General features: G+C 46.2%; 19 protein-coding genes and 1 tRNA gene. 17 read left to right on the top strand and 3 right to left on the bottom strand.

All coding sequences use genetic code 11. The annotated features are described in order from the left end of the window. Position 1: 1 nt before the first annotated feature. Both dxs and folE2 read left to right on the top strand, forming a co-directional pair. The gene (gene dxs, locus C2745_RS07835) at positions 2-1,903 is read left to right on the top strand and encodes a 1-deoxy-D-xylulose-5-phosphate synthase (protein WP_215383986.1); all 1,902 of its coding nucleotides are present in this window, start codon (positions 2-4) and stop codon (positions 1,901-1,903) included. A 25-nt stretch (positions 1,904-1,928) separates the two neighbouring features. Beyond that, the gene (gene folE2, locus C2745_RS07830; protein ID WP_215383985.1) at positions 1,929-2,756 is read left to right on the top strand and encodes a GTP cyclohydrolase FolE2; all 828 of its coding nucleotides are present in this window, start codon (positions 1,929-1,931) and stop codon (positions 2,754-2,756) included. A gap of 13 nt (positions 2,757-2,769) precedes the next feature. Here folE2 and tsaD read toward each other — a convergent pair whose 3' ends face one another. Beyond that, the gene (tsaD, locus tag C2745_RS07825; protein ID WP_215383983.1) at positions 2,770-3,843 is read right to left on the bottom strand and encodes a tRNA (adenosine(37)-N6)-threonylcarbamoyltransferase complex transferase subunit TsaD; all 1,074 of its coding nucleotides are present in this window, start codon (positions 3,841-3,843) and stop codon (positions 2,770-2,772) included. Positions 3,844-3,920: 77 nt separating this feature from the next. On the opposite strand from tsaD, the gene rpsU reads away from it, so the two are divergent. The 10 genes from rpsU (at position 3,921) to C2745_RS07775 (ending at position 15,537) form a co-directional block, all read left to right on the top strand. Continuing rightward, entirely contained in the window at positions 3,921-4,133 is a 213-nt protein-coding gene (rpsU, locus tag C2745_RS07820) for a 30S ribosomal protein S21 (protein ID WP_011903537.1), read from the top strand. A 130-nt stretch (positions 4,134-4,263) separates the two neighbouring features. Further along, entirely contained in the window at positions 4,264-4,710 is a 447-nt protein-coding gene (locus C2745_RS07815) for a GatB/YqeY domain-containing protein (RefSeq protein WP_215383981.1), read from the top strand. A gap of 49 nt (positions 4,711-4,759) precedes the next feature. Continuing rightward, on the top strand, positions 4,760-6,730 hold the full coding sequence (gene dnaG, locus C2745_RS07810; RefSeq protein WP_215383979.1) for a DNA primase: 1,971 nt from the start codon (positions 4,760-4,762) through the stop codon (positions 6,728-6,730). A 223-nt stretch (positions 6,731-6,953) separates the two neighbouring features. Further along, a complete protein-coding gene (gene rpoD, locus C2745_RS07805; RefSeq protein ID WP_215383977.1) occupies positions 6,954-9,539 on the top strand; it encodes an RNA polymerase sigma factor RpoD in 2,586 nt (861 codons plus the stop codon). A 12-nt stretch (positions 9,540-9,551) separates the two neighbouring features. Then, a tRNA-Ile gene (locus C2745_RS07800) sits at positions 9,552-9,628 on the top strand. A gap of 157 nt (positions 9,629-9,785) precedes the next feature. Further along, complete coding sequence (locus C2745_RS07795; protein WP_215383975.1) at positions 9,786-10,670, top strand: LysR family transcriptional regulator; 885 nt, start codon at positions 9,786-9,788, stop codon at positions 10,668-10,670. 111 nt (positions 10,671-10,781) lie between these two features. Then, positions 10,782-12,215 (top strand): FAD-dependent tricarballylate dehydrogenase TcuA, encoded by a 1,434-nt coding sequence (gene tcuA / locus C2745_RS07790; protein WP_215383973.1) that lies wholly within the window; start codon positions 10,782-10,784, stop codon positions 12,213-12,215. Further along, positions 12,202-13,347: a tricarballylate utilization 4Fe-4S protein TcuB gene (gene tcuB / locus C2745_RS07785; RefSeq protein WP_215383971.1), complete on the top strand. Its 1,146-nt coding sequence runs from the start codon at positions 12,202-12,204 to the stop codon at positions 13,345-13,347. The genes tcuA and tcuB overlap by 14 nt, the downstream gene beginning before the upstream one ends. A gap of 15 nt (positions 13,348-13,362) precedes the next feature. Then, positions 13,363-14,337, top strand: a complete 975-nt coding sequence (locus C2745_RS07780) for a tripartite tricarboxylate transporter substrate binding protein (RefSeq protein ID WP_215383969.1) — start codon at positions 13,363-13,365, stop codon at positions 14,335-14,337. A 102-nt stretch (positions 14,338-14,439) separates the two neighbouring features. Further along, complete coding sequence (locus tag C2745_RS07775; protein ID WP_215383968.1) at positions 14,440-15,537, top strand: alpha/beta fold hydrolase; 1,098 nt, start codon at positions 14,440-14,442, stop codon at positions 15,535-15,537. A gap of 77 nt (positions 15,538-15,614) precedes the next feature. Here C2745_RS07775 and C2745_RS07770 read toward each other — a convergent pair whose 3' ends face one another. Then, positions 15,615-16,310, bottom strand: coding sequence for an SDR family oxidoreductase (locus C2745_RS07770; protein ID WP_215383966.1), 696 nt, complete (start codon positions 16,308-16,310; stop codon positions 15,615-15,617). A gap of 139 nt (positions 16,311-16,449) precedes the next feature. Here C2745_RS07770 and C2745_RS07765 point away from each other — a divergent pair, with 139 nt between their 5' ends. The 5 genes from C2745_RS07765 (at position 16,450) to C2745_RS07745 (ending at position 22,502) form a co-directional block, all read left to right on the top strand. After that, on the top strand, positions 16,450-17,103 hold the full coding sequence (locus C2745_RS07765) for a cupin domain-containing protein (RefSeq protein ID WP_215383964.1): 654 nt from the start codon (positions 16,450-16,452) through the stop codon (positions 17,101-17,103). Positions 17,104-17,173: 70 nt separating this feature from the next. Continuing rightward, a complete protein-coding gene (locus tag C2745_RS07760) occupies positions 17,174-18,487 on the top strand; it encodes an alpha/beta fold hydrolase (protein WP_215383963.1) in 1,314 nt (437 codons plus the stop codon). 145 nt (positions 18,488-18,632) lie between these two features. Beyond that, positions 18,633-19,187: a glutathione S-transferase gene (locus C2745_RS07755; RefSeq protein WP_251368316.1), complete on the top strand. Its 555-nt coding sequence runs from the start codon at positions 18,633-18,635 to the stop codon at positions 19,185-19,187. Positions 19,188-19,314: 127 nt separating this feature from the next. Further along, positions 19,315-21,516 (top strand): OsmC domain/YcaO domain-containing protein, encoded by a 2,202-nt coding sequence (locus C2745_RS07750; RefSeq protein WP_215383959.1) that lies wholly within the window; start codon positions 19,315-19,317, stop codon positions 21,514-21,516. A gap of 8 nt (positions 21,517-21,524) precedes the next feature. Continuing rightward, positions 21,525-22,502: a tripartite tricarboxylate transporter substrate binding protein gene (locus tag C2745_RS07745; protein ID WP_215383957.1), complete on the top strand. Its 978-nt coding sequence runs from the start codon at positions 21,525-21,527 to the stop codon at positions 22,500-22,502. A gap of 73 nt (positions 22,503-22,575) precedes the next feature. Here the strand turns inward: C2745_RS07745 and C2745_RS07740 are convergent, their stop codons facing one another. Then, positions 22,576-23,211: an NAD(P)H-dependent oxidoreductase gene (locus tag C2745_RS07740; RefSeq protein ID WP_215383956.1), complete on the bottom strand. Its 636-nt coding sequence runs from the start codon at positions 23,209-23,211 to the stop codon at positions 22,576-22,578. Between the last annotated feature and the right edge of the window lie 5 nt (positions 23,212-23,216).

The following is a 23,216-nucleotide window of genomic DNA, read 5'->3' as shown; positions in this document are numbered from 1 at the left end:
AATGACTTTACATTCCATCAACTCTCCTGACGATCTCAAAAAACTCTCTCGTGAAGAGCTGCCAGCTTTGGCGGATGAGTTGCGCGAATTTGTTTTGGATTCGGTATCCAAAACAGGTGGGCATCTTTCTTCTAACCTGGGAACAGTAGAGCTATCTATTGCTTTGCATTACGTATTTGATACTCCAGCTGATCGTATCGTCTGGGATGTGGGCCATCAAAGCTATCCACACAAAATATTGACTGGCCGTCGTGAGCGTATGAATACCTTGCGTCAGTACAAAGGCCTGTCTGGTTTTCCACATCGCTCTGAGAGTGAATTTGATGCTTTTGGTACTGGCCACTCATCCACCAGTATTTCTGCAGCGATGGGTATGGCGCGCGCATTCCAGACTAAGGGTGAGCGACATGTTGCGGTTGCAGTGATTGGCGATAGCGCCATGACCGGTGGCCAAGCATTTGAAGCGATGAATAACGCAGGCGTCTACGATGACTTACCGTTAGTTGTGATTCTGAATGACAACGATATGTCGATCTCTCCAGCGGTGGGTGCTCTCAATCGCCATCTCGCCCGATTACTCAGCGGCAACATCTACTCTGCTACCAAGAAGGGTATTGATAGTGTTTTATCCATTGCGCCACCATTGCGTGAATTTGCTAAGCGCCTTGAGGATCATGCCAAAGGCATGGTTTCTCCATCAACGATTTTCCAAGAGTTTGGCTTCAATTACTTTGGCCCGATCGATGGCCATGATTTAGACGCACTCATTCCGATGTTGCAAAACGTCCGTCGCTTGGCCTTAGAAGGTCGCGGGCCGCAGTTCCTCCATGTAGTGACTAAAAAAGGTCAGGGCTATGAGTTAGCTGAGGCTGATCCAGTGCTATATCACGGGCCAAGTAAATTTGATCCGCAAGAGGGCGTAAAAAAAGCAGTTGCTAGCAAGAAGACATTTACTCAGGTGTTTGGTGAGTGGTTGTGCGATATGGCGCATGCAGATCCTTTGTTAGTTGGCATTACGCCAGCAATGCGTGAAGGCTCTGGATTAGTTGAGTTTGAAAAGAATTTTCCTAAGCGCTACTACGACGTGGGCATTGCTGAGCAACATGCGGTGACATTTGCTGCAGGTATGGCATGCGAGGGCATGAAGCCAGTTGTAGCGATTTACTCTACCTTCTTGCAGCGTGCATACGATCAACTGATTCATGATGTGGCATTGCAAGATTTGCCAGTATTGTTTGCGCTTGATCGCGCTGGCTTAGTCGGCGCTGATGGTGCCACACATGCTGGTGCATATGACATTCCATTTTTGCGTTGCGTTCCAAATATGTTGGTAATGACGCCTGCGGATGAAGCAGAATGCCGCGATTTGTTGACGACTGCATTTCATCAGCCACACCCAAGCGCTGTGCGCTATCCGCGTGGATCGGGTGTTGGTGCCATTCCTTCAAAAGAATTGCGCACTTTGCCATTAGGTAAGGGTGAGGTTCGTCGCAAGTCGAATGCGCCTACTGGTCAGCGCGTAGCGATTTTGTCATTTGGCACTTTGCTGTACCCTGCGCTTGAAGTTGCCGAAGGAATTGATGCAACGGTTGCCAATATGCGTTTTGTGAAACCGCTCGATATTGATCTGATTAAATCTTTGGCTGCTGATCATGATTATTTGGTCACGATTGAAGATGGTGTGATTGCAGGTGGTGCGGGCAGCGCTTGCTTAGAGGCGCTCTCAGCGCTCGGAATCAATAAGCCCCTATTGCAGTTAGGTCTTCCTGACGAATTTGTAGAACATGGTGACTACAACCTGTTAATGACCAAGTGCGGCCTGGATGTGGAAGGCATTGCTAATTCCATCAAACAACGTTTTCCAGCGATATTTACTAAAAATTCTGTTACGGCAGGCAAATAAGCCCGTTTTGCTTGAAAATAGAGCTATGAATGACATGAACCCCGCCTTTTTGAAGCCTAGCGCGATGCCTGATGTGCAATCCACATTGGATGAGCGCGCCTTGCCAATTGAGCAGGTGGGTATTCGTGGGGTACGTCATCCACTCACCATTCGCAGTAAGACCGGTAACTTCCCCTCGGTAGGTCTCTTTGAGATGGATGTGGCGTTGCCAGCTCACGTTAAGGGAACGCACATGTCGCGTTTCATGGCGTTGCTACAACAACAAGATGTTGCGGTTGACAGCACTACTGTTGTAGCGATGGCGCGCAATATGTTGCCATTGCTAGATGCCAAAGAAGGTCATGTGCAATTTACTTACACACACTTCGTTAAAAAAGCTGCGCCGGTATCTGGTGTCGAAAGCTTGATGGATTACGAAGTGACCTGGACAGCTACTGCAAAACAAAATGCAAGCGGTAATACAGATGTGGAATTAGGTTTGCGTGCGCAAGTTCCAGTGATGAGTTTGTGCCCATGCTCTAAAGAGATCTCTGACTTTGGCGCTCACAATCAACGCTCTCATGTCACGATGTCAGTGGTTCTCGATACAGACACCAAGATGACTGTCGAAGATTTGGTAACGGCAGCAGAGAGTGAAGCATCCAGCGAGTTATGGGGCTTGCTCAAGCGCCCAGATGAAAAGTGGGTTACTGAGCGTTCTTACAGCAATCCTAAATTCGTAGAAGACTTAGTGCGCGATGTGGCCGGCCGTCTTAAGGCTGATGAGCGTATTCGCTCTTTTGTAGTTGACGCTGAAAACTTCGAGTCGATTCACAACCACAGCGCTTTTGCCAGAATCAGCCATACAAAGTAATTGCGCCGAGCAACTACTTTAGGTTGTTACTTTCCAAATCCCAGCGGGGTTTGATATCAAAGGCTCCAGATGTTGTGGAGCCATTATTTTTTGCCAACATCCGTAGTGCTCCAGCAAAAGCAATCATCACACCATTGTCGGTGCACAACTCTAAAGGTGGGTAATGAACCTCAAAACCATTTTTCCGAGCTTTGTCATTAAGCGCTTTTCGCAGTTGTGTATTGGCGCCTACGCCACCTGCCAAAACTAAATGCTTGCAGCCAGTTTGCTTTAGCGCCTTTTCTGATTTGCTCACGAGTACCGCAACAATGGAGTCAACAAAGCTACTGGCTAGGTCCGCATGAAATTGCGCTACCTCGTTGACATCGGTAATTTTCTTTTCTTCAAACTTCTTCACTTGATTTAAAACGGCAGTTTTTAAACCGGAGAAAGAGAAATCAAGATCGCCTGAGTGCAGCATGGGTTTTGGTAAGTCAAAAATACCTGGGCGACCTTGTTCGGCTAATTTGGAAATAGCCGCACCGCCTGGGTAATCCAATCCGAGTAATTTGGCGGTTTTATCAAAAGCTTCGCCAGCGGCATCATCAAGTGTTTCGCCCAAAAGTTCATATTGCCCAATGCCCGAAACCTTCATGAGTTGGGTGTGCCCGCCAGACACCAGTAGGGCAATAAATGGAAATTGGGGGGATGTCTGCCCCAAAAGCGGCGAAAGTAGGTGTCCTTCAAGGTGGTGAACCCCGATTGAGGGTAGATTCAGGCCTTGAGCTAGAGCCTTGGCAAAGGCGCTCCCAACCAGTAGGGCGCCTGCTAGACCAGGCCCCTGAGTGAAGGCTACGGCATCAATATCGGCTAATTTAAGGCCAGATTGGGCTAAAGATTGGTCTAAAAGGGGTAAAACACGCTGAATATGGTCCCTAGAGGCTAATTCAGGGACAACGCCCCCATAGTCCCGGTGCATGGCGATTTGGGAGTGCAAACCCTGGCCCAGTATGCCCTGGAAGGCTGGTTTGCCCTGTTCCCAAGGGCCGGTGTTGTATAAAGCCACCCCGGTCTCGTCACAAGAAGTTTCTATTCCTAAAACAATCATTTTTTGGCTTGGTCGTGCTAGAATCGCAATTCAGTTAATTTTTCGATATTTATCGAGCATATACGAGTTAAATAAGTATGACTACAGTCCGCCTCCGCGAAAACGAACCATTTGAAGTGGCATTGCGCCGTTTCAAGCGCACCATTGAAAAGAATGGCCTTTTGACAGACTTGCGTGCACGCGAGTTCTACGAGAAGCCAACGGCTGAGCGTAAGCGTAAGAAGGCTGCAGCTGCTAAGCGCCATTACAAGCGTATTCGCAGCCAAATGTTGCCTAAGAAGCTTTACTAATAGAATTTAAAAGCTCTCTTCACCGAGAAGCTTTGAAACCCGCTGACGGTGAAACGCAGCGGGTTTTTGCTTTTTGAATCGCTAAACGAAAGCTATACAGCTAGATATATCCAACATCAGGAATAAAGCCATGACTCTAAAAGATCAAATTACCGAAGATATGAAAAACGCTATGCGCGCAAAAGAAGTTGAGCGCTTAGGAACTATTCGTCTTTTGTTGGCAGCCATCAAACAACGTGAAGTTGATGAGCGCATTGTTGTTGACGATGCCGGTGTGATTGCGACTGTTGAAAAAATGATTAAGCAACGCAAAGACTCTATCTCTCAGTTTGAAAAAGCAGGGCGCGATGATTTGGTTGCGGTTGAAGCGGCAGAGATGGTGATTTTGCAAACCTACTTGCCCGCGCAATTGTCTGATGCTGAAGTTGAGGCGGCGGTGGCCGCAGCGGTTGCCTCTACAGGCGCTGCAGGTCCGCAGGATATGGGTAAAGTGATTGGCGTTCTGAAAGGCCAATTGGCTGGTAAAGCGGATATGGGTAAAGTTTCTGGCTTAGTAAAAGCCGCACTGGCGAAGTAAGTAATTAAAGCCGCTATCCAAGTAAGAAAAATTCTTTCATACTGGCCTTATGGCGCTCATTCCACAATCCTTCATTGCTGATCTTTTAAATCGGGTTGACATCGTTGATGTGGTTGGGCAGCACGTAAAGTTAAAAAAAGCTGGCGCAAACTATCAAGGCTTGTGCCCCTTTCATTCAGAGAAGTCTCCTTCATTTTCAGTTTCACCAACCAAGCAGTTTTATCACTGCTTTGGTTGCGGAGCACATGGCTCTGCCATTAGCTTCTTGATGGAGTATTCCGGACTTGGTTACGTAGATGCAATCGAAGACTTGGCGCGCTCTGCAGGTTTGGATGTGCCGCGTGAAGAGCGCACGGCAAACGATATTGCAAGACAGCAGCAAACCATGGCCTTAAGTGAGGTGATGAGTTCAGCGGCTGATTGGTATCGCCAACAGCTCAAGGGCAATACCCGGGCAGTGGAATATCTAAAAGGGCGCGGCCTTACCGGTGAAATCGCCAAGCGCTATGCCTTGGGCTATGCGCCCGACGGCTGGCAGGGTTTGGAGGCGGTCTTTGGTCCTTATTCCAATGATGAAGTCGCCAAGACTTTGCTCGAAGGTGGCCTGCTTATTCAGGGCGAGCAAGCAGAGGGCGGCCAACCAGTCAAACGCTACGATCGTTTCCGCGATCGCATCATGTTCCCGATTCGCAATCCCAAAGGCCAAACAATTGGTTTTGGTGGACGCATTCTGGATCAAGGTGAGCCGAAGTATTTAAATTCTCCAGAGACGCCATTGTTCTCCAAGGGCAATACCTTGTATGGATTGTTTGAAGCAAGACAAGCGATCCGCGCACAAGAATATGTTTTGGTTTGTGAAGGCTATATGGATGTGGTTGCACTCGCACAATTGGGTTTCCCAAACGCAGTGGCAACTTTGGGTACCGCGTGTACTGCAAACCATGTGCGCATGCTGCTTCGTCAAACCGATAAAGTGGTGTTCTCATTCGATGGCGACTCTGCTGGTCAACGTGCAGCACAGCGCGCACTTGAGGCTTGTTTGCCGCTCATGTCAGACGATAAAGAAATTCGTTTCTTATTTCTGCCGACAGAGCACGATCCCGATAGTTATGTCCGGGCTTATGGCGCACCTGCATTTGAGAGGGTGATTAAAGAAGCAATGTCTATCTCAAGCTTCTTCTTTAAAGTCGTCAGCGAAGAGCATGAGCTCACTACCCCAGAAGGTAGGGCCCACACGCATCATGCCGCTAAGCCGCTTCTGCTATCAATGCCACCGATTGCTTTGCGCACCCAAATTCTGCGTGAGCTAGCCATTCGTACGAATACAACTCCTGCGGAGCTAGAGTCTTTTTGCGGTCTAACAGTGGTGCCAGCACCTGCTCAGCAATCTTCGTATCTGGCATCTCAAGCCCGCATGCAAAGTAGCCAAAGCAATCAGGGAGGCCAAAGCAACTATTCGAATTCCAGCAATCGGCAAGGTGCACCTTGGCAGGCTTCCAAGGGATCTGCAAAACGTGTGGCCACTCAAAATATTGAACCACCTAAAGCGCCAACAGATTTAGCGGAGCAAATGTTGCGAGTCATCATTCAGTTTCCACATCTAGGAAAAGCGTTGGATGCCAATAAGCGAGCGCTTGCTTTAAAAGCGGCAGAACAAAGATCCGTAAAAGCACACGCATTGATGAAAGATCTTTTGGCGCAGTGCGACTTGGTTGAATTGATTCCTGGTGAAGGCAATAAGTCAGCTAGCGTTGGTGCCGGTGCTTTTGCGATGTTCCAAGATCAACTCTCCCGCAGCGATCTTGCTCCTTTGTACGAAGTTCTCAGAAATCGTGTGATGGGCTCTGATTTGGAGTTGGAAGGTGCCGCCGCCGATTTAGATGGGGCATTCAAAAAGCTGGAATTAAGCCATCTCAAACAGGAAATGACTGAAATTGCTCAAAAGATCGCCGGTAGTACTGCTACTGAGCAAGATCGGGCCCGTTATCGGGAATTGGGCGAAAAGCTGAAATTCTCCTAAGAATTTACCGAAACACCCCTAGAAATCCCCTCAAAACAACCCATATTTTTGGGTGGAAAGGGGTTAAAAAAGTCGCAATCGACTATAATCCTCTGTTCCCAAGAAAAAAACGAATTAATTCAGCCACTTGCGCTTTATTTTGATGAAATTTGGGGTAAGTGGACAACGGGGCTGTGCTTAATCAGTCGATATCAATAACAGTAATGTGAGTAAGTGCTAATAAATGCCGAATACCAAGACCAAAAAACCAGCTCCAAAAGCTAAAACACCAGCTAAACCAGTGAAAGCTGCTGCTAAGCCAGCACAAAAAGCTAAGCCAGCAAAAGCGCCAGCTAAACCAGTGAAAGCCGCTGCAAAACCTGTAGCTAAAGCGAAGACTCCTGCAAAGCCTGCTCCAAAAGCAAAGGTTGTTGCTAAGGCTCCCGCCAAACCAGTGAAAGCTGCTGCAAAGCCTGCTCCAAAAGCAAAGGCTGTTGCGAAAGCTCCAGCTAAGCCAGTGAAAGCTGCTGCAAAGCCGGTAGCAAAAGCGAAGACTCCTGCAAAGCCTGCTCCAAAAGCAAAGGTTGTTGCGAAAGCTCCAGCTAAGCCAGTGAAAGCTGCTGCAAAGCCAGTAGCAAAAGCGCCAGTTAAGCTGGTAGCAAAAGCAACAAAAGCTGAAGTCAAAGTTGAACCAGTTAAAAAAGGTAAAGCCGCTCCTGCGCCTAAGGTTGAAGAAGTAAAGGCGGCTAAAGAAGTTAAAGAGGCTAAAGGCAAAAAAGCGAAAGCCACTGAAGCAGTGGTTGAAGTAGTTGAGGAAGAGAAAAAGCGTGGTCGCAAAGCTAAAGCGGATGCTCCTGCTGAAGGCGCTGAGCCTGTATTGACGGATCGCCAAAAAGCTCGCGAACGCAAAGCAAAAGAAAAAGCACTCTTAAAAGAATTTGCAGCACAGCAGTTGGGTACTGAAGAGCAACAAGAATTGCGTCGTGCTCGCTTGAAGACATTGATCAAGATGGGTATGTCCAAGGGTTACTTAACCCATGGTGAGATGAATGACGTGATGTCTGATGAGTTGTCTGATGCGGATGCATTAGAGACTTTGATCAGCTTGCTGAATGACATTGGTATTACTGTTTACGAACAAGCTCCAGATGCAGAGACATTAATTCTGTCTGACAGTACGGCAGCCGCAGCTTCTGAAGAAGAGGCTGAAGAAGAGGCTGAAGCAGCCTTATCTACAGTGGACTCTGAGTTCGGACGTACAACTGATCCAGTGCGTATGTATATGCGCGAAATGGGTACGGTAGATTTGCTGACTCGCGAAGGCGAGATCGTTATTGCGAAGAAGATTGAAGCTGGTCTCAAAGACATGGTGATGGCCTTGGCTGCCTGCCCGGTCACGATTGCTGAGATTTTGGCAAACGTAGATAAGATCGCTAGCGGTGAGATGGAGATTGATCAGTTCGTTGATGGATTGGTTGATCCAAACGCAGAAGATATTAAGCTTGGACCAGAAGAGCCGGAAGTTGATCCTGACGCCGAAGAAGGCGAAGAAGATGGTGAAGACGAAGGCGGCGGTGGTGGCGGCGGTGCTGCGACAGCAAATGCCAAGCAATTAGAAGAGCTAAAACAAATTTCTCTTGAGAAATTTGCGATTGTTCGCACGCAAGCTGACAAAATGCGCCGTGCATTTGATAAGGATGGTTACAACTGCCCAGCCTACGTGAAAGCGCAAGACGCTATTCGCGGTGAGTTGCTCGGATTCCGTTTGACAGCCAAGAGTGTTGAGAAGTTATGCGACACCATGCGCTCACAAGTAGACCAGGTATGGAAGCTTGAGCGCGGTATTGTGAGTTTGCTAGTAGATAAAGTCGGCGTGAATCGTGGTGAAGTGCTAAAAGACTTCCCTAAGATGTCGATGAACCTTACTTGGACCGACAAGTTGCTCAAAGAGAACAAGCCTTACAGCGCACTCTTGCAGCGTAACGTACCAGCGATTCAGGAGCTGCAACAGAAGTTGATCGATATTCAGAAGAATGTTGTTATTCCGTTGCCAGAATTGAAAGAAGTAAACAAGCAAATGATCGCCGGCGAGAAACGTGCCCGCGAAGCGAAACGTGAGATGACTGTTGCTAACTTACGTTTGGTGATCTCGATTGCTAAGAAATACACCAACCGTGGCTTGCAGTTCTTGGATTTGATTCAAGAGGGCAATATCGGTTTGATGAAGGCGGTAGATAAGTTTGAATACCGTCGTGGTTATAAGTTCTCTACCTATGCAACTTGGTGGATTCGTCAGGCGATTACCCGTTCTATCGCTGACCAGGCGCGTACGATCCGTATCCCTGTTCACATGATTGAGACTATCAACAAGATGAACCGTATCAGCCGTCAAATCTTGCAAGAAACTGGTCATGAGCCAGATGCTGCAACATTGGCGCTGAAGATGGAGATTCCTGAGGACAAGATTCGTAAGATCATGAAGATTGCTAAAGAGCCAATCTCTATGGAAACACCAATTGGTGACGACGAAGATTCTCATTTGGGCGACTTCATTGAAGACGGCAATACCTTGGCACCAGCAGAAGCTGCATTGCATGATTCTATGCGCGATGTAGTGAAGGATGTTCTGGATTCGCTGACACCACGCGAAGCAAAAGTATTGCGTATGCGCTTCGGTGTTGAGATGAGCACAGACCACACGCTTGAAGAGGTTGGCAAGCAGTTTGACGTTACTCGTGAGCGTATTCGTCAGATCGAAGCTAAAGCCTTGCGTAAGATGCGTCACCCAAGTCGCAGCGACAAACTCAAGACCTTCCTCGAAGAAGATTGATCCAAGACTAACGGGCCCATAGCTCAGTTGGTTAGAGCAGAGGACTCATAATCCTTTGGTCCCAGGTTCAAGTCCTGGTGGGCCCACCAGAAAAAACCCTCATCAGCAATGGTGAGGGTTTTCTTATATCCAACTCTTTAATGGTTCCAGTCCGCGGTATCGAGGTACACCTGTTTTATTGATCTAAACTGATTGCAAGATGGTCATTTGGGTTTGGGCATTCAATTAAAAACTTAGGTATTCCACATGAAATTTGATTTCGACGGTATTCAGGCATTTGTGGTGATAGCAGAGCTCGGCGGATTCAATAAGGCAGCAGATCAGCTGCATATTACGCAGACAGCCCTAACGCGCCGAGTGCAAAAGCTTGAGTCTTACCTTGGACTAAAGCTTATTGACAGGACTACTCGTCATGTTGAGCTTACTGCGGTTGGTCGTGAGTTCTTGCCGCAGGCTAGGTCTATCGTAAATGAAATGACCTCTGCGATTGGACATCTTAAGGATATGTCGGAGCATGCAAAAGGGAGCTTTAGTCTTGCATGCATACCTAGCTTAACTGTCAGCATGGTTCCCCATCTGATTCGTCAGTATGCAAATTTATATCCTGAGAATCGCATCCGCATACTCGATGCAACCTCTAACGAGGTGCGTAAAGCAGTACTCAATCATCAGGCAGAAATTGGTATTGCATTGCATGGCGAAAAACATCCAGATTTAATTGAGGAGCCTTTATTCGACGATCCCCTTGTCTTCATTTGCCAGGATACTCATCCGCTCCAGGATAAAAAATCGGTTACGTGGTCTGATATGCGCGACGCGGATCTCATTGCGGTCAGCAGCTTTACTTCTACTAGAGTGTTGATGGATTATCAACTTGCCCAACATGGGATTCAGCTCAATGGCAGCTATGAAGTTCAGCATCATGCTACTGCGATTAATTTAGTTGCTGCAGGCGTAGGTTGCGCAATATTGCCTTCATCGACCTTGAATGATGGAGAGCGACCGCATATTCGCAAGATCACATTAAAAGATCCCCTAGTTAAACGTAAGGTCACTTTGCTGCGCCATAAAAATACTAGCCTCTCTCCGGCGGCCCAGGCATTTTTCAAGCTGATTCAAAAAAGCGTTTAAGAAGACTCTTCGATGAAGTATTAGTGCTGGCGTATTATTGTTGCTTAAAACGCAATAATAGGTATTTATATTGCACTTATCAATATAAAGGATATATTGGATACTGCCAGCATGAACTCCCAAACCAAGCTAAATCAACCAGATGTTCTAGTTATCGGCGGCGGTAATGCAGCCCTCTGCGCTGCTCTCATGGCAAAAGAGGCTGGAGCATCTGTATTGGTTTTAGAGGCTGCACCAAAAGAATGGCGAGGTGGCAATTCTGCGCATACTCGCAATATCCGCGCCATGCATGACCAGCCAGAGGATGTGATGCTGGAGTCTTATCCAGAAGAAGAGTATTGGCAGGATGTGCTCAAAGTAACCAGCGGCAAGACCGACGAAAGATTGGCTAGATTTGTCATACGATCTTCAGCGCAATGTCGCAAATGGATGACGCATCATGGCGTGCACTTTCAGCCACCTTTATCAGGCACTCTGAACTTATCTCGTACCAATGCTTTTTTTATGGGTGGCGGCAAGGCCTTAGTAAATGCCTATTACCGCAGTGCCGAGAAATTGGGCATACAAATTCGTTACAACTCCCCAGTAGATTCGCTAGAAATTCAAGATGGAAAATTCTTAGCTGCATATGTAGGTAATGTGCGTATTGAGGCGAAGACATGCGTCTTGGCAGCCGGAGGTTTTGAGTCCAATCGCGAATGGCTTAAGGAGGCGTGGGGTATTAATGAGTATGGAGAATCTCCTGCCGACAATTTTTTAATTCGTGGAACGCAATATAACAAGGGCGTTCTACTCAAACAGTTAATAGCATTAGGCGCAGATTCCGTAAGCGATCAAACTCAAGCGCATATGGTTGCGATTGATGCACGCGCACCTTTATATGATGGCGGTATTTGTACTCGTATCGATGCGGTTTCATTTGGTATTGTGGTCAATAAAAATGCGCAACGCTTCTCTGATGAAGGTGAAGACTTTTGGCCTAAGCGCTATGCATTTTGGGGTAGATTAGTTGCTCAGCAGCCTAGTCAGATTGGCTACTCCATCATTGATTCAAAAGTGTTGGGTCGTTTTATGCCGCCGGTATTCCCGGGTGAGAAGGCGGATACCTTAGAAGAGTTGGCGGATAAGCTTGGCTTGGATCGAGGCGCATTAGTACAAACTATTAATTCGTATAACGCAGCATGTCGAGTTGGCACTTTTGACCATACGATCATGGATGACTGTCATACCGAAGGTTTGGAGCCACCAAAAACCCATTGGGCACTGCCAATCAATAAGGGGCCTTTTTATGGCTATGCAGTTCGGCCTGGCGTCACATTTACCTATTTAGGTTTAAAAACCGATGAAACTGCAGCGGTTCGTTTCAATGATCTGCCAAGCGAAAATCTTTTTGTTGCCGGAGAAATGATGGCTGGAAATGTTTTAGGCAAAGGATACGCAGCAGGTATTGGTATGGCAATCGGTACAGTGTTTGGACGCGCAGCCGGGAGTGAAGCAGCAAAAGCAGCACTACATCAAAAGGGCAATATACATGCAGCAACTTAAATCCTTAATTTTGGAAGCAAGTGCTTTGGGCTCAAATTCGCCAGAAGCAGAGGCTGCTCGCATGCTTACTATTTGTAACTCATGTCGCTACTGCGAGGGGTTTTGCGCAGTATTTCCTGCGATGACACGTAGGATCGAGTTTTTGCCTGCCGATGTTAATTACATGGCCAATCTTTGCCATAACTGTGGGGCTTGCTTGCATGCTTGCCAATACGCCCCCCCACATGAGTTTGCAGTCAATATCCCAAGGGTCATGGCTCAGGTTCGCAAAGATACCTATATTGCTTATGCATGGCCAAAATCTTTTGGCTCTTTATATAAAACAAACGGGGTGGCTGTCTCAATGGCTGCCTCGCTTTCACTAATTCTATTTTTGCTATTAACGCTGATAGTTAACGGCACCCTAACTTCAGGTCCGCTTAAGGGAAACTTTTACGCAATCTATTCTCACAATACGCTGGCCATTATGTTCGGAGCAGTTTTTGGTTTTTCAGTGATCGCTTTATTGATTGGTTTGCAGAATTTTTGGCGAGGCATTGCTCCGGGCATGGCCTCGGGTGGGGCTGTAGCTGAAGCTACACATGACGCATTAACCTTGAAGTATCTTGGCGGAGGTCATGGAGAAGGGTGCAATAACGAGGATGATGCTTTTACTTTGTGGCGTAAGCGATTTCATCATTTCACCTTCTACGGTTTCATGCTCTGTTTTGCGGCTACGAGCGTAGCAACTTTGTATCACTACTTGCTGGGCTTGCATGCCCCATATGCGCTCAACAGCTTACCTGTAATTTTGGGTACTCTTGGCGGCATTGGCTTATTAATTGGCCCTGCAGGTTTGTTGTATTTGAATTTCAAGCGAAACTCTGAGCATGGTGATGCAACACAAAAGCCCATGGATAGAGCGTTTATTGCGTTACTTTTTTTAATTAGCGCCTCAGGCTTGGCTTTATTGGCCTATCGGGACACTGGGGCTATGCCCGCATTGCTTGCTATTCATTTGGGTTTTGTAATGGGTTTCTTTTTAACAATGCCCTATGGGAAATTTGCGCATGGGTTCTATAGACTTGCAGCGCTTTTAAAGAATGCAATTGAGAAACGCCAGCCGAATAAACTTGGCTTAAGTGGAGATTAATAAATAATGATTGCTATGAAAATGAAAAAAATCCTTAATCAATTCCTATGTATTGCTTTAGGGGCGCTTAGTTACTCAGCGTACTCTCAAGAATTCCCGCCTAAAAAGACGATCACTATGGTTGTCGGATTTGCAGCGGGCGGGGCCGCAGATACAGCGGCTCGGATCATCTCGAAAAAACTGGGCGAGAACATTGGCGCCAATGTGGTCGTCGATAACCGGGGTGGTGCAGGCGGAAATATTGCACATCAATTTGCCGCGACCGGACCGACAGATGGCAGCACTATCCTATTTGGCTCAGTTGGGCCGCTCACCATTGCTCCGCATATGATGAAGTTGCCCTACGATCCCTTTAAAGATCTTTCTCCTATTACGATGGGTGTTAACTTCCCAAATATTTTGGTGGTTAATTCTGGAGCTGGCATTAAGACATTCGCAGAGTACATTGCCTATGCCAAGAAAAATCCCAAAAAATTAGATTACGCCTCCACTGGGCCAGGGTCAGCCTCTCATCTGGCTGGAGAGTTGTTGGATGAAATGGCCGGTATTGAAACTGTGCATGTCCCTTACAAAGGCGGCGCCCCAGCAATGCAGGATTTGCTCGGCGAAAGGGTGGCTGCTTATTTTTCAACCTACAGCACAGCAAAGGCGTACATCGAAAACGGCAAACTCATACCTCTGGCGGTAACCGGTCCGCAGCGTCTTAAGTCGCTCCCAAAAGTTCCTACTATTGCTGAGTCTGGATTCCCTGGATTTAATGCTACAAATTGGTATGCTTTTGTTGCATCTTCTAAGGTCCCGGCCCCGATCTTGGATCGCTGGAATGTTGAGATTGTGAAGGTACTAAAGTCACCTGATGTTATAAGCCAATTAAATGATCATGGCCTGACGCCAATGCCCACTTCACGTGAAGAGCTTGCAAAATATATGGCCAAAGAATCTGCCACTTGGGGTAGATTGATTAGAGAGAAGAAGATTGCAGGCGAGTAAGGCTATAGCATTCATCAATAAAGCCACCCTTGGGTGGTTTTATTGTTTGAGGACAAACTTTTTGACTGTGCTGTAAGATCATTTCATAACAAAGGGAGGCTTATGAAAATTAAATTACAACTTGTAGGCATATGTTTGGCTCTGGCTTTTTTCTCAGCAAGCACATTTGCCCATAAAGATACAGATCCAGCTCATCAAACCTATTCAGAGGGAAACTTTCCCCTTGAAAATGGGTCAACCATCGAAAACTTTAAGGTTTCCTACACAACACAGGGAACTTTGAACGCGGATAAATCAAACGCCATTTTGATGGTCACTGCAATTGGCGGAAATCATCATCGGATTGATTATCTTATTGGCCCAGGAAAGGCTTTAGATACAGATAAATATTTTGTTATTGCTACTGATGCTATTGGCAATGGATTGACAAGCTCCCCTTCAAATAGTCAAACACAGCCCAATATTAGTTTCCCAGAGTTCAATATTCGGGACATGGTTAACAGCCAATATCAGTTAGTTACCAAGCATTTTGGAATTACCAAGCTGGTATCCGTAGTGGGCGCCTCTATGGGCGGCATGCAGGCTTTGCAATGGGCTGTTTCATACCCTGATGCCATGCAATCGGTTGTACCAATTATTCCACTCGCAAAAACTCATGCTTGGACAACTGGGGTTCTTGAGATGCTTAGACAAAGCATCATGACTGACCCTGCCTACCAAGGCGGTAAATATGACAAGCCTGTAGAGAAAGGCATGCGTCTATGGGCTGGATGGTTAAGTGGAGTGATTGTGAGAACGCCTTCTTACCAAAATCAGCAATTCAGCACACCTGAAGCAGAAATCAACTTTCTAAATAAACTTCAAGATGCCTCTTGGAAGCGCATGGATGCAAACGATTGGATTTGGCAATCACGCGCCTATGACCGTCATGATATTGGCCAAACTAAAGGATTTAATGGCGATACGATTGCTGCTCTCAAGGCGATTAAAGCGAAAACATTGATTCTTGCGGGGACTGGTGACTTATTGAATCCAGAATCCGATGCCAAAGAATCTGCAAAATATATTCCGAATGTGAAATATGTTGCGATTAATGATGCGGCGCCTATGGGGCATCTTTCAGGGGCGGGAGTAACACCCAATGAAAATGAAGTTCAAAATAAAGCCATTAAGCAGTTTTTATCGACATTGAAAAAATAAACCTGTTGGCTCATGGTCAGCTAGAAAAAACCCTCATCAGTAATGTTGAGGGTTTTTGTTTTTAAGGCCTTGACTAATTACCAGGGCAATTTTTCACCTGAGTAAGACAGAAAGCTTCCCGAATCTTCTTTATTTACATTTTCTAGAACATGAAACATGTCGCTCACTGCTTCTAGTGGGTCCCTACCTATTTGTTGCCCGCGAAAAGGCTGTGACAATCTGGAATTAACAGTGCCGGGATGAAGTGCAATTAAGACAACATTCGGTTTTGTTCTCGCAAGCTCAATAGAGGCTGTTTTAAGAATCATATTTAGGGCAGCTTTAGAGGCTCTGTAGCTATACCAGCCACCAAGTCGATTATCTTCAATGCTGCCAACCTTGGCTGATAGTGTTGCCATCACCCCATGCTGAGGGTCTAGGAGTTTTGAAAAGTACTTTATGGTGAGGGCGGGGCCGATGGTATTGGTATTAAACATTTCGGCTAATTGAGCTTGGTTTAAATCTTCCAATTTTTTCTCTGGCATCCACTCTTTGGAATGTAGTGCTCCAATGGTATTGATAATGAGTTGAAAGGGGCCTTGCGAAGCGAGGCTCTTTGCGGATGCCTCAATGGTTTCAGGTAAGTTGTAGTCAATGGCGTGGGTAGAGTTGCGGTGAATCCCAACAACTTTTGAGCAAGCGGGATTGCTTTCCAAGAGCTTTACAAAGCTAGATCCTATAGTTCCTGACGCTCCAATAATGAGAGCGTTAAATGGTTTTGGCAGTAAGCCCATAAAGCCCCTTAATTAGTGTCTACCCGAGAATTACTCAATGCAATAGACTTTATCTCACTTCATGTAAGTGCGTCATGCCGGCGCGTATTCCAATTGCTTGCTATCCTTATCCTGTTTTTCAATATTTGAGCTGCAATACATGAATATCAACTCCGATTACAGTAAGCGGGTCGTCATTAATCACCATGACTTATCTTGGGTGCCCAGTCCAGAGTCAGGTGTTGAGAGACGCATGCTTGATCGAGTTGGCGACGAGGTGGCAAAAGCAACTTCAATTGTTCGCTATCGGCCCGGATCCCAATTTCCAAAACATACCCATGAGTTTGGCGAAGAGATATTGGTTTTGGAAGGTGTATTTAGTGATGAGACTGGCGACTATCCTGCCGGCACCTATCTCATGAATCCCCCTGGATCTTCACATGCACCATTTAGTAAGTCAGGCTGCACCCTCTTTGTTAAATTGCGTCACTTAGGCCCAGATCAAGTGGAGCGAGAGGTAATTGATACAAAAACAGCACCTTGGTATCAAGGTATGGTTCCTGGCTTGAACGTGATGCCCTTAATGCAACAAGGTAGTGGCTCAACTTTAGTTCGCTGGGCACCTCAAACATATTTCAATCCGCACAAACATTACGGCGGTGAAGAAATCTTTGTAGTCGATGGCGTATTTGAGGATGAGCATGGGCGCTATCCTGCCGGCTCTTGGATTAGAAGTCCACATATGAGCCTACATCAACCTTTTAGCAAAGAAGGTTGCACTATCTTTGTAAAAACTGGGCATCTGCTGGATTAAAGAGGTGTTACCAGACTTAGGTATAGTTCTCATCATAGGCAGTTATCACCAACCACTGATTTGAATGAATATGAAAAAACTACTTTCCAACTTAATTCTTGGTGTTTTCATTGGGGCAGGCTCTTCCGTGGTATTTGCCGACCCTCCAGTAGCTCCGTTCTACGAGCCATTACTCAAAATGACTCCAGATGGAAAGTTGGGTCAAGTAATTAAAAAAGAGCAGATTAAAACCTCGGTCAAGGGTGCTCAGGCATGGAAGATTGCATACATCTCTTCAGATTTATATGAGCGTAAAACAATCGTTACGGGATTGGTGGTTGCGCCGGTTGGCCCAGCACCTAAAGAGGGTCGTCCAATTATGTCTTGGGCCCATGGGACCACTGGTGCTGCTCAGAACTGTGGCCCATCGCAGGTACTTAATCCTGTGGTTCCGCTAAATGAGTATTTTCTGATTGGCGGGAACTCTTGGACTGATTACGGAATTCCTGCAATTGAAGAATTTATTCAAGAAGGATATGTAGTGGTGGCGACTGACTATCAGGGTCAAGGTGGTGGTGGTAGACACCAATACGCTCTTGCTACAACCAACTCCATGGATACGATTGATGCTGCAAGAGCAGCAAGCTCTATGAAGGAAACTGGTGCCGGTAAAAAAACCATCATCTATGGTTGGTCACAGGGTGGTGGCGTAGCTGTAGCGGCAGCAAGCATGCCAGACTACTTCTCGAAAAAAGGAACCGCTTCAGACAATTTGGAATTAGTTGGATCGGTGGCATTGGCGCCGGATGACATTGCCATCATGTTGCCTGGGGCTACCGTAGATGAGGCTAGCGCGCAAAAGTCTCTTGGTGGATTAATTCAGATGTTCACTAAGAATATCTTTGACTTTTCTCATATGGCAATGAGCATGTGGGGTGTGCAAGCCGCTAATCCTAAATTAAAGCTGACCGATATTTTTACAGAGAATGGCGCCAAGATATTGGATGAGGTCATTAGTAATAAATGTATGCATGCTGTTGCTGATACCCTGAATTTCAACTTGAGCACTCAATATAAAACTCTATTGAAGGATCAAATTACCAATCCTTTGGAGTGGACCAAGACGATGGTGAAGGGTAGTGTCAACCCAACAAAGCCAATTGCGCCAGTTGTGATTTATTGGGGTAATAAAGACGTAACCAATCCGCCAATCATGGGTAAGCTCTACCAAGAGCAGATGTGCAAAATGGGCGGGAATGTGAATAGAGTGCAATTGCCAGGAGATCAATCCCACTTTACAACTCCTGGAGCGTCAAAGCCTTTTTACATCCCATGGATTAAGGAGCGATTGGCCGGTAAGCCTGCTGCCAATAATTGCCAGTTAGCAGCTCAACTGCCGAGCTAATGAAGTAGCGCAGTATCTGGTAGAAGTGAATAAGCCACCTGCGGGTGGTTTTTCATTTAGTATCGTTTGCTATCAACTATTCAATTAACCCATGCTGCCTATTCTGTACTCCTATCGTAGATGCCCCTATGCAATGAGGGCGCGTATGGCCTTGCGCTATGCGGGTATAGAAGTCGAGCACAGAGAAATTGCTTTAAGAGATAAGCCGCAATCGATGTTGCTTGCCTCTCCTAAAGGAACCGTCCCAGTGTTATGTGTAGATGGGGTGGTCTTAGATCAAAGCTTAGACATCATGTATTGGGCTTTAGATAAGTCCGATCCAAATAACTGGAGAGCGGTTGATGAGACTGCTGCTCAAGCGTGGATTCAGAAAAATGATGGACCTTTTAAAACGGTATTAGATCAATATAAATATCCCAATCGATACCCTGATCTACAGCAGGAAGAAACATTAGCTAAGGCTATGGAGCTCATGCTCGAGCCAATGGAGACTTCATTGCAAAAAAATCAGTATTTAATGGGCAACTGCATTAGCTGGGTCGACATTGCTATTTTTCCGTTTATTAGACAGTTCTCCAAAGCGGAGCCTCTGCAATTTGAAGGTTTGTCATTGCCTAACTTAAAAAAATGGCTGAATCAGTTAATGGCGTCTGATTTATTTGCCTCGGCGATGGGTAAATATCCCACTTGGATAGACTAGCCTTGATCTAGCCTATTGCCATGGAATCTAGACTTCGTTAGTCTGCTGATCGCTTCATGACACGATAAACGCATTGCGAGGGATAATAGCTCTCATAACATTTTTCACACTATTTGAAGTCGCCCCCATGGAAATTAAGGTTAACTTTCTCGATAAGCTGCGGCTTGAAGCTAAGTTCGATGACTTCACTGTCATTGCTGACCAACCTATCCGCTATAAAGGCGATGGCTCAGCCCCAGGCCCATTTGATTATTTTTTGGCTTCATCAGCCTTATGCGCCGCGTACTTTGTAAAGCTCTACTGCGACACTCGCAATCTATCTACGGAAAATATTCGACTCTCACAAAATAATATTGTTGATCCTGAAAATCGTTACAAGCAAATATTTAAAATCCAGGTGGAGTTGCCTGCGGATATCTCTGCTGCAGATCGTCAAGGTATTTTGCGTTCTATCGAACGCTGCACTGTTAAAAAGGTAGTGCAGGAAGGCCCAGAGTTTGTTATTGAAGAAGTTGAAAATCTAGATGCTGATGCACAGGCTTTGTTGGCAATACAGCCTGTGTCTGACGTAAGCACTTTTATTCCTGGAAAAGATTTGCCGCTTGAGCAAACTATTGCCAATATGTCGGCTTTGCTGGCTAATTTAGGAATCAAGATCGAGATTGCCTCTTGGAGGAACATTATTCCTAATGTGTGGTCCTTGCATATTCGTGATGCCCATTCGCCAATGTGTTTCACCAATGGCAAAGGCTCTACCAAGGAAAGTGCTCTAGCTTCGGCATTGGGTGAGTACATTGAGCGATTGAGTAATAACCATTTTTACGCGGGCACATATTGGGGTGAGGATCTAGCCAATGCAGATTTTGTGCATTATCCCAATGAGAAGTGGTTCAAGCCTGGACCAAAAGATGCACTCCCTGTGGAAATTTTGGATGAGTATTGCCGGAAAATTTATAACCCAGATGGTGAGTTGCGCGCCTCTCATTTGGTGGATACGAATTCTGGTAATGCACAGCGAGGCATCTGTTCTTTGCCGTATGTGCGCCAGTCAGATGGAAAGACAGTGTATTTCCCATCCAATTTAATTGAGAACCTTTTTGTCAGTAACGGCATGAGCGCTGGCAATACTCTGGCAGAGGCGCAGGTGCAGTGCCTATCAGAAATTTTTGAGCGAGCAGTCAAGCGTGAAATTATTGAAGGTGAAATCGCTTTACCGGATGTTCCTCGAGAGGTGCTCGAAAAATACCCAAGCATTCTGGCCGGTATTCAGGGTCTAGAAGAGCAGGGCTTCCCAGTATTGGTAAAGGATGCATCGCTCGGCGGGGTCTATCCTGTGATGTGCGTTACTTTAATGAATCCCCGTACTGGCGGCGTGTTTGCCTCCTTTGGTGCGCACCCAAGCCTAGAGGTGGCTCTAGAGCGCAGCCTGACCGAGCTACTCCAAGGACGGAGCCTGGAAGGGCTAAACGATTTACCGGCGCCGACATTTGCAAGCGAGGCGGTAACAGAGCCAAATAATTTTGTTGAGCACTTTATCGACTCCAGCGGCATTGTGTCATGGCGATTTTTTAGCGCCCAATCTGATTATGACTTTGTTGAATGGGATTTCTCGGGCAATGGTGAGAATTCGAATGCCCAGGAGGCGGAAACTCTGTTTGGTATTTTGAAGGACTTAGGTAAAGAGGCTTACGTCGCGGTCTATGACCAACTAGGTGCTACAGCCTGTCGAATATTAGTTCCTGGCTATTCCGAGGTGTATCCAGTAGAAGATCTCATCTGGGATAACACCAATAAAGCATTGCTATTCCGCGAAGATGTTTTAAATCTCCATCGCTTGGATGATAAAAAGCTTGCAGCATTACTAGATCGATTAGAAAACAATGAGCTCGATGAGTACGGTGACATCGCTACTTTGATTGGCATTGAGTTTGATGAAAATACCGTCTGGGGACAGCTCACTGTCCTGGAGTTAAAGCTACAAATTCATCTTGCCCTAAAGCAATTGGATGAGGCACATGAGCTCTTAGGTGCTTTTCTTCAATATAACGACAACACGGTAGACCGTGGTTTGTTTTATCAGGCCTTAAATGTCGTTCTAGAGGTATTGTTAGACGATGATCTAAAACTTGAGGACTACCTCGCCAATTTCAGAAGAATGTTTGGCGATGTCAGGATGGATGCTGTACTGGGTTCAGTAGACGGCAGCGTGCGCTTCCATGGATTAACCCCAACCAATCTGCAGCTTAATGGACTAGACAGGCACCATCGTCTGATGGACAGCTATAGAAAGTTACATGTGGCTCGTGGAGTATTTCAGAGTAAAAGTTAGGCGCGGAAATGATTGCCATGGGCATTACCAGGAAAATACTGAGCTGCTTAATTCTGTTGGCGGTATCTAAACTAGCATTAGCAGCTTATCCAGAAAAGTCTATTCGCTTGGTGGTGCCATTTGCTACCGGCGGCACTTCGGAAATTGTTGCTAGGTCAGTAGCCAATAGCCTTAGCAATAGTCTTGGGCAGTCGGTCTATGTAGACAATAAGCCTGGTGGTGCCGGGAATATTGCCATGGAAGAAGTAAAGCGCGCCAATCCAGATGGATACACCTTAATTTTGGGGCATGTAGGAACGCTTGCAGTGAACCCTGCCCTGTTTGGTAAAAAGTTACCGTACGATCCAAATAAGGATTTCGCACCCGTTACCTTGGTAGCAAAGGTGCCTAATGTAATTGCCGTGAGCGCAAAGAGCCCTTATAAAACTTTAGGTGATTTAGTAGGTGATGCGAAAAAGAATCCCGGCAAGATCAACTACGGATCTGCCGGCAACGGTAGTGCTGGACATTTGGCTATGGAATATTTTTCATCTGAAGCCGGCATAGACTTAGTGCATGTCCCCTATAAGGGCTCTGGCCCAATGTTGACAGATCTGATTGGTGGTCAGATACAGGCAACCTTTAATGGATTGCCGTCTTTGATGGGGCAAATTAAAGGGGGCGCCTTGCGCCCTTTAGCTGTCGGCTCTTCTGAAAGATCGAAGGTGTTACCGGGCGTAGCCACATTGTCAGAGTTGGGCTACAAAGGCTTTGAAACATCTCAGTGGTACGGAATTATGGTACCTGCTGGCACCCCTCAGTCGATCATTGATAAATTACAACAAGAAATTGCTAAATCGCTAAAGTCAAAAGAAGACTCCAAAAAAATGCTTGAGGATGGTGCAGTGTTAGTTGGCGATACTCCCAGCCAATTCGCCACATTTATTAAGTTAGAACAGGGTCGTTGGGCCAAGGTAGTGGAGAAGGCCAAAATTTCGGTAGATTAATTTTGGATGCTTACTCCGGATATTAAAAAACCACCCGTAGGTGGTTTTTTAATAACTGAAATACCAGACTGCATTAGTCGATACGGCTAACAAAATTTTCCTTAGCTCTTCTTACCTTCTTAAGATTCATAAGCCAGTCTTCATCCGCTTTTCTATAGCCCAATGGGAGTATTACAACGCTACGTAACCCCTTTTCTTTAAGGCTTAAGATTTCATCGAGTGCTACTGGGTCAAAACCTTCCATCGGCGTACAGTCGACTTGTTCATAAGCAGCCGCAATCAGTGCGGTACCTAATCCAATGTAGGCTTGTTTAGCTGCATGGGTGTAGTTAAGTTCAGCGTCACGAATAGGGTAGGTGCTGAGCAACTTTTGGCGATAGATATCTCCCGCTTCGCTTTTGAAGCTACGAATTTTTTCAGTCATATCAAAAGCGTCATTGATGCGTTTCGAGGTGTAGTTATCCCACGCTGCAAAAACTAGCAAATGAGAGCAGTCCACAATTTGGGTTTGATCCCAAGCAATCAATTTAATCTTTTCACGAATTGCTTTATTGGTAACAACAATTACTTCATAAGGCTGCAAGCCGCTCGAGCTTGCGGTGAGTCGAATGGCTTCCAGAATCTGATCCACTTTTGACTCCGGGACCGATTGTGTGGCATCCATCTTTTTGGTGGCATAGCGCCACTGTAGTTTGTCGATCAGACTCATATTGA

Origin of the sequence: Polynucleobacter sp. AP-Kolm-20A-A1, assembly GCF_018688315.1 — a bacterium.
Lineage (GTDB): Bacteria > Pseudomonadota > Gammaproteobacteria > Burkholderiales > Burkholderiaceae > Polynucleobacter.
This window is presented reverse-complemented; position numbering and strand designations above follow the sequence as displayed.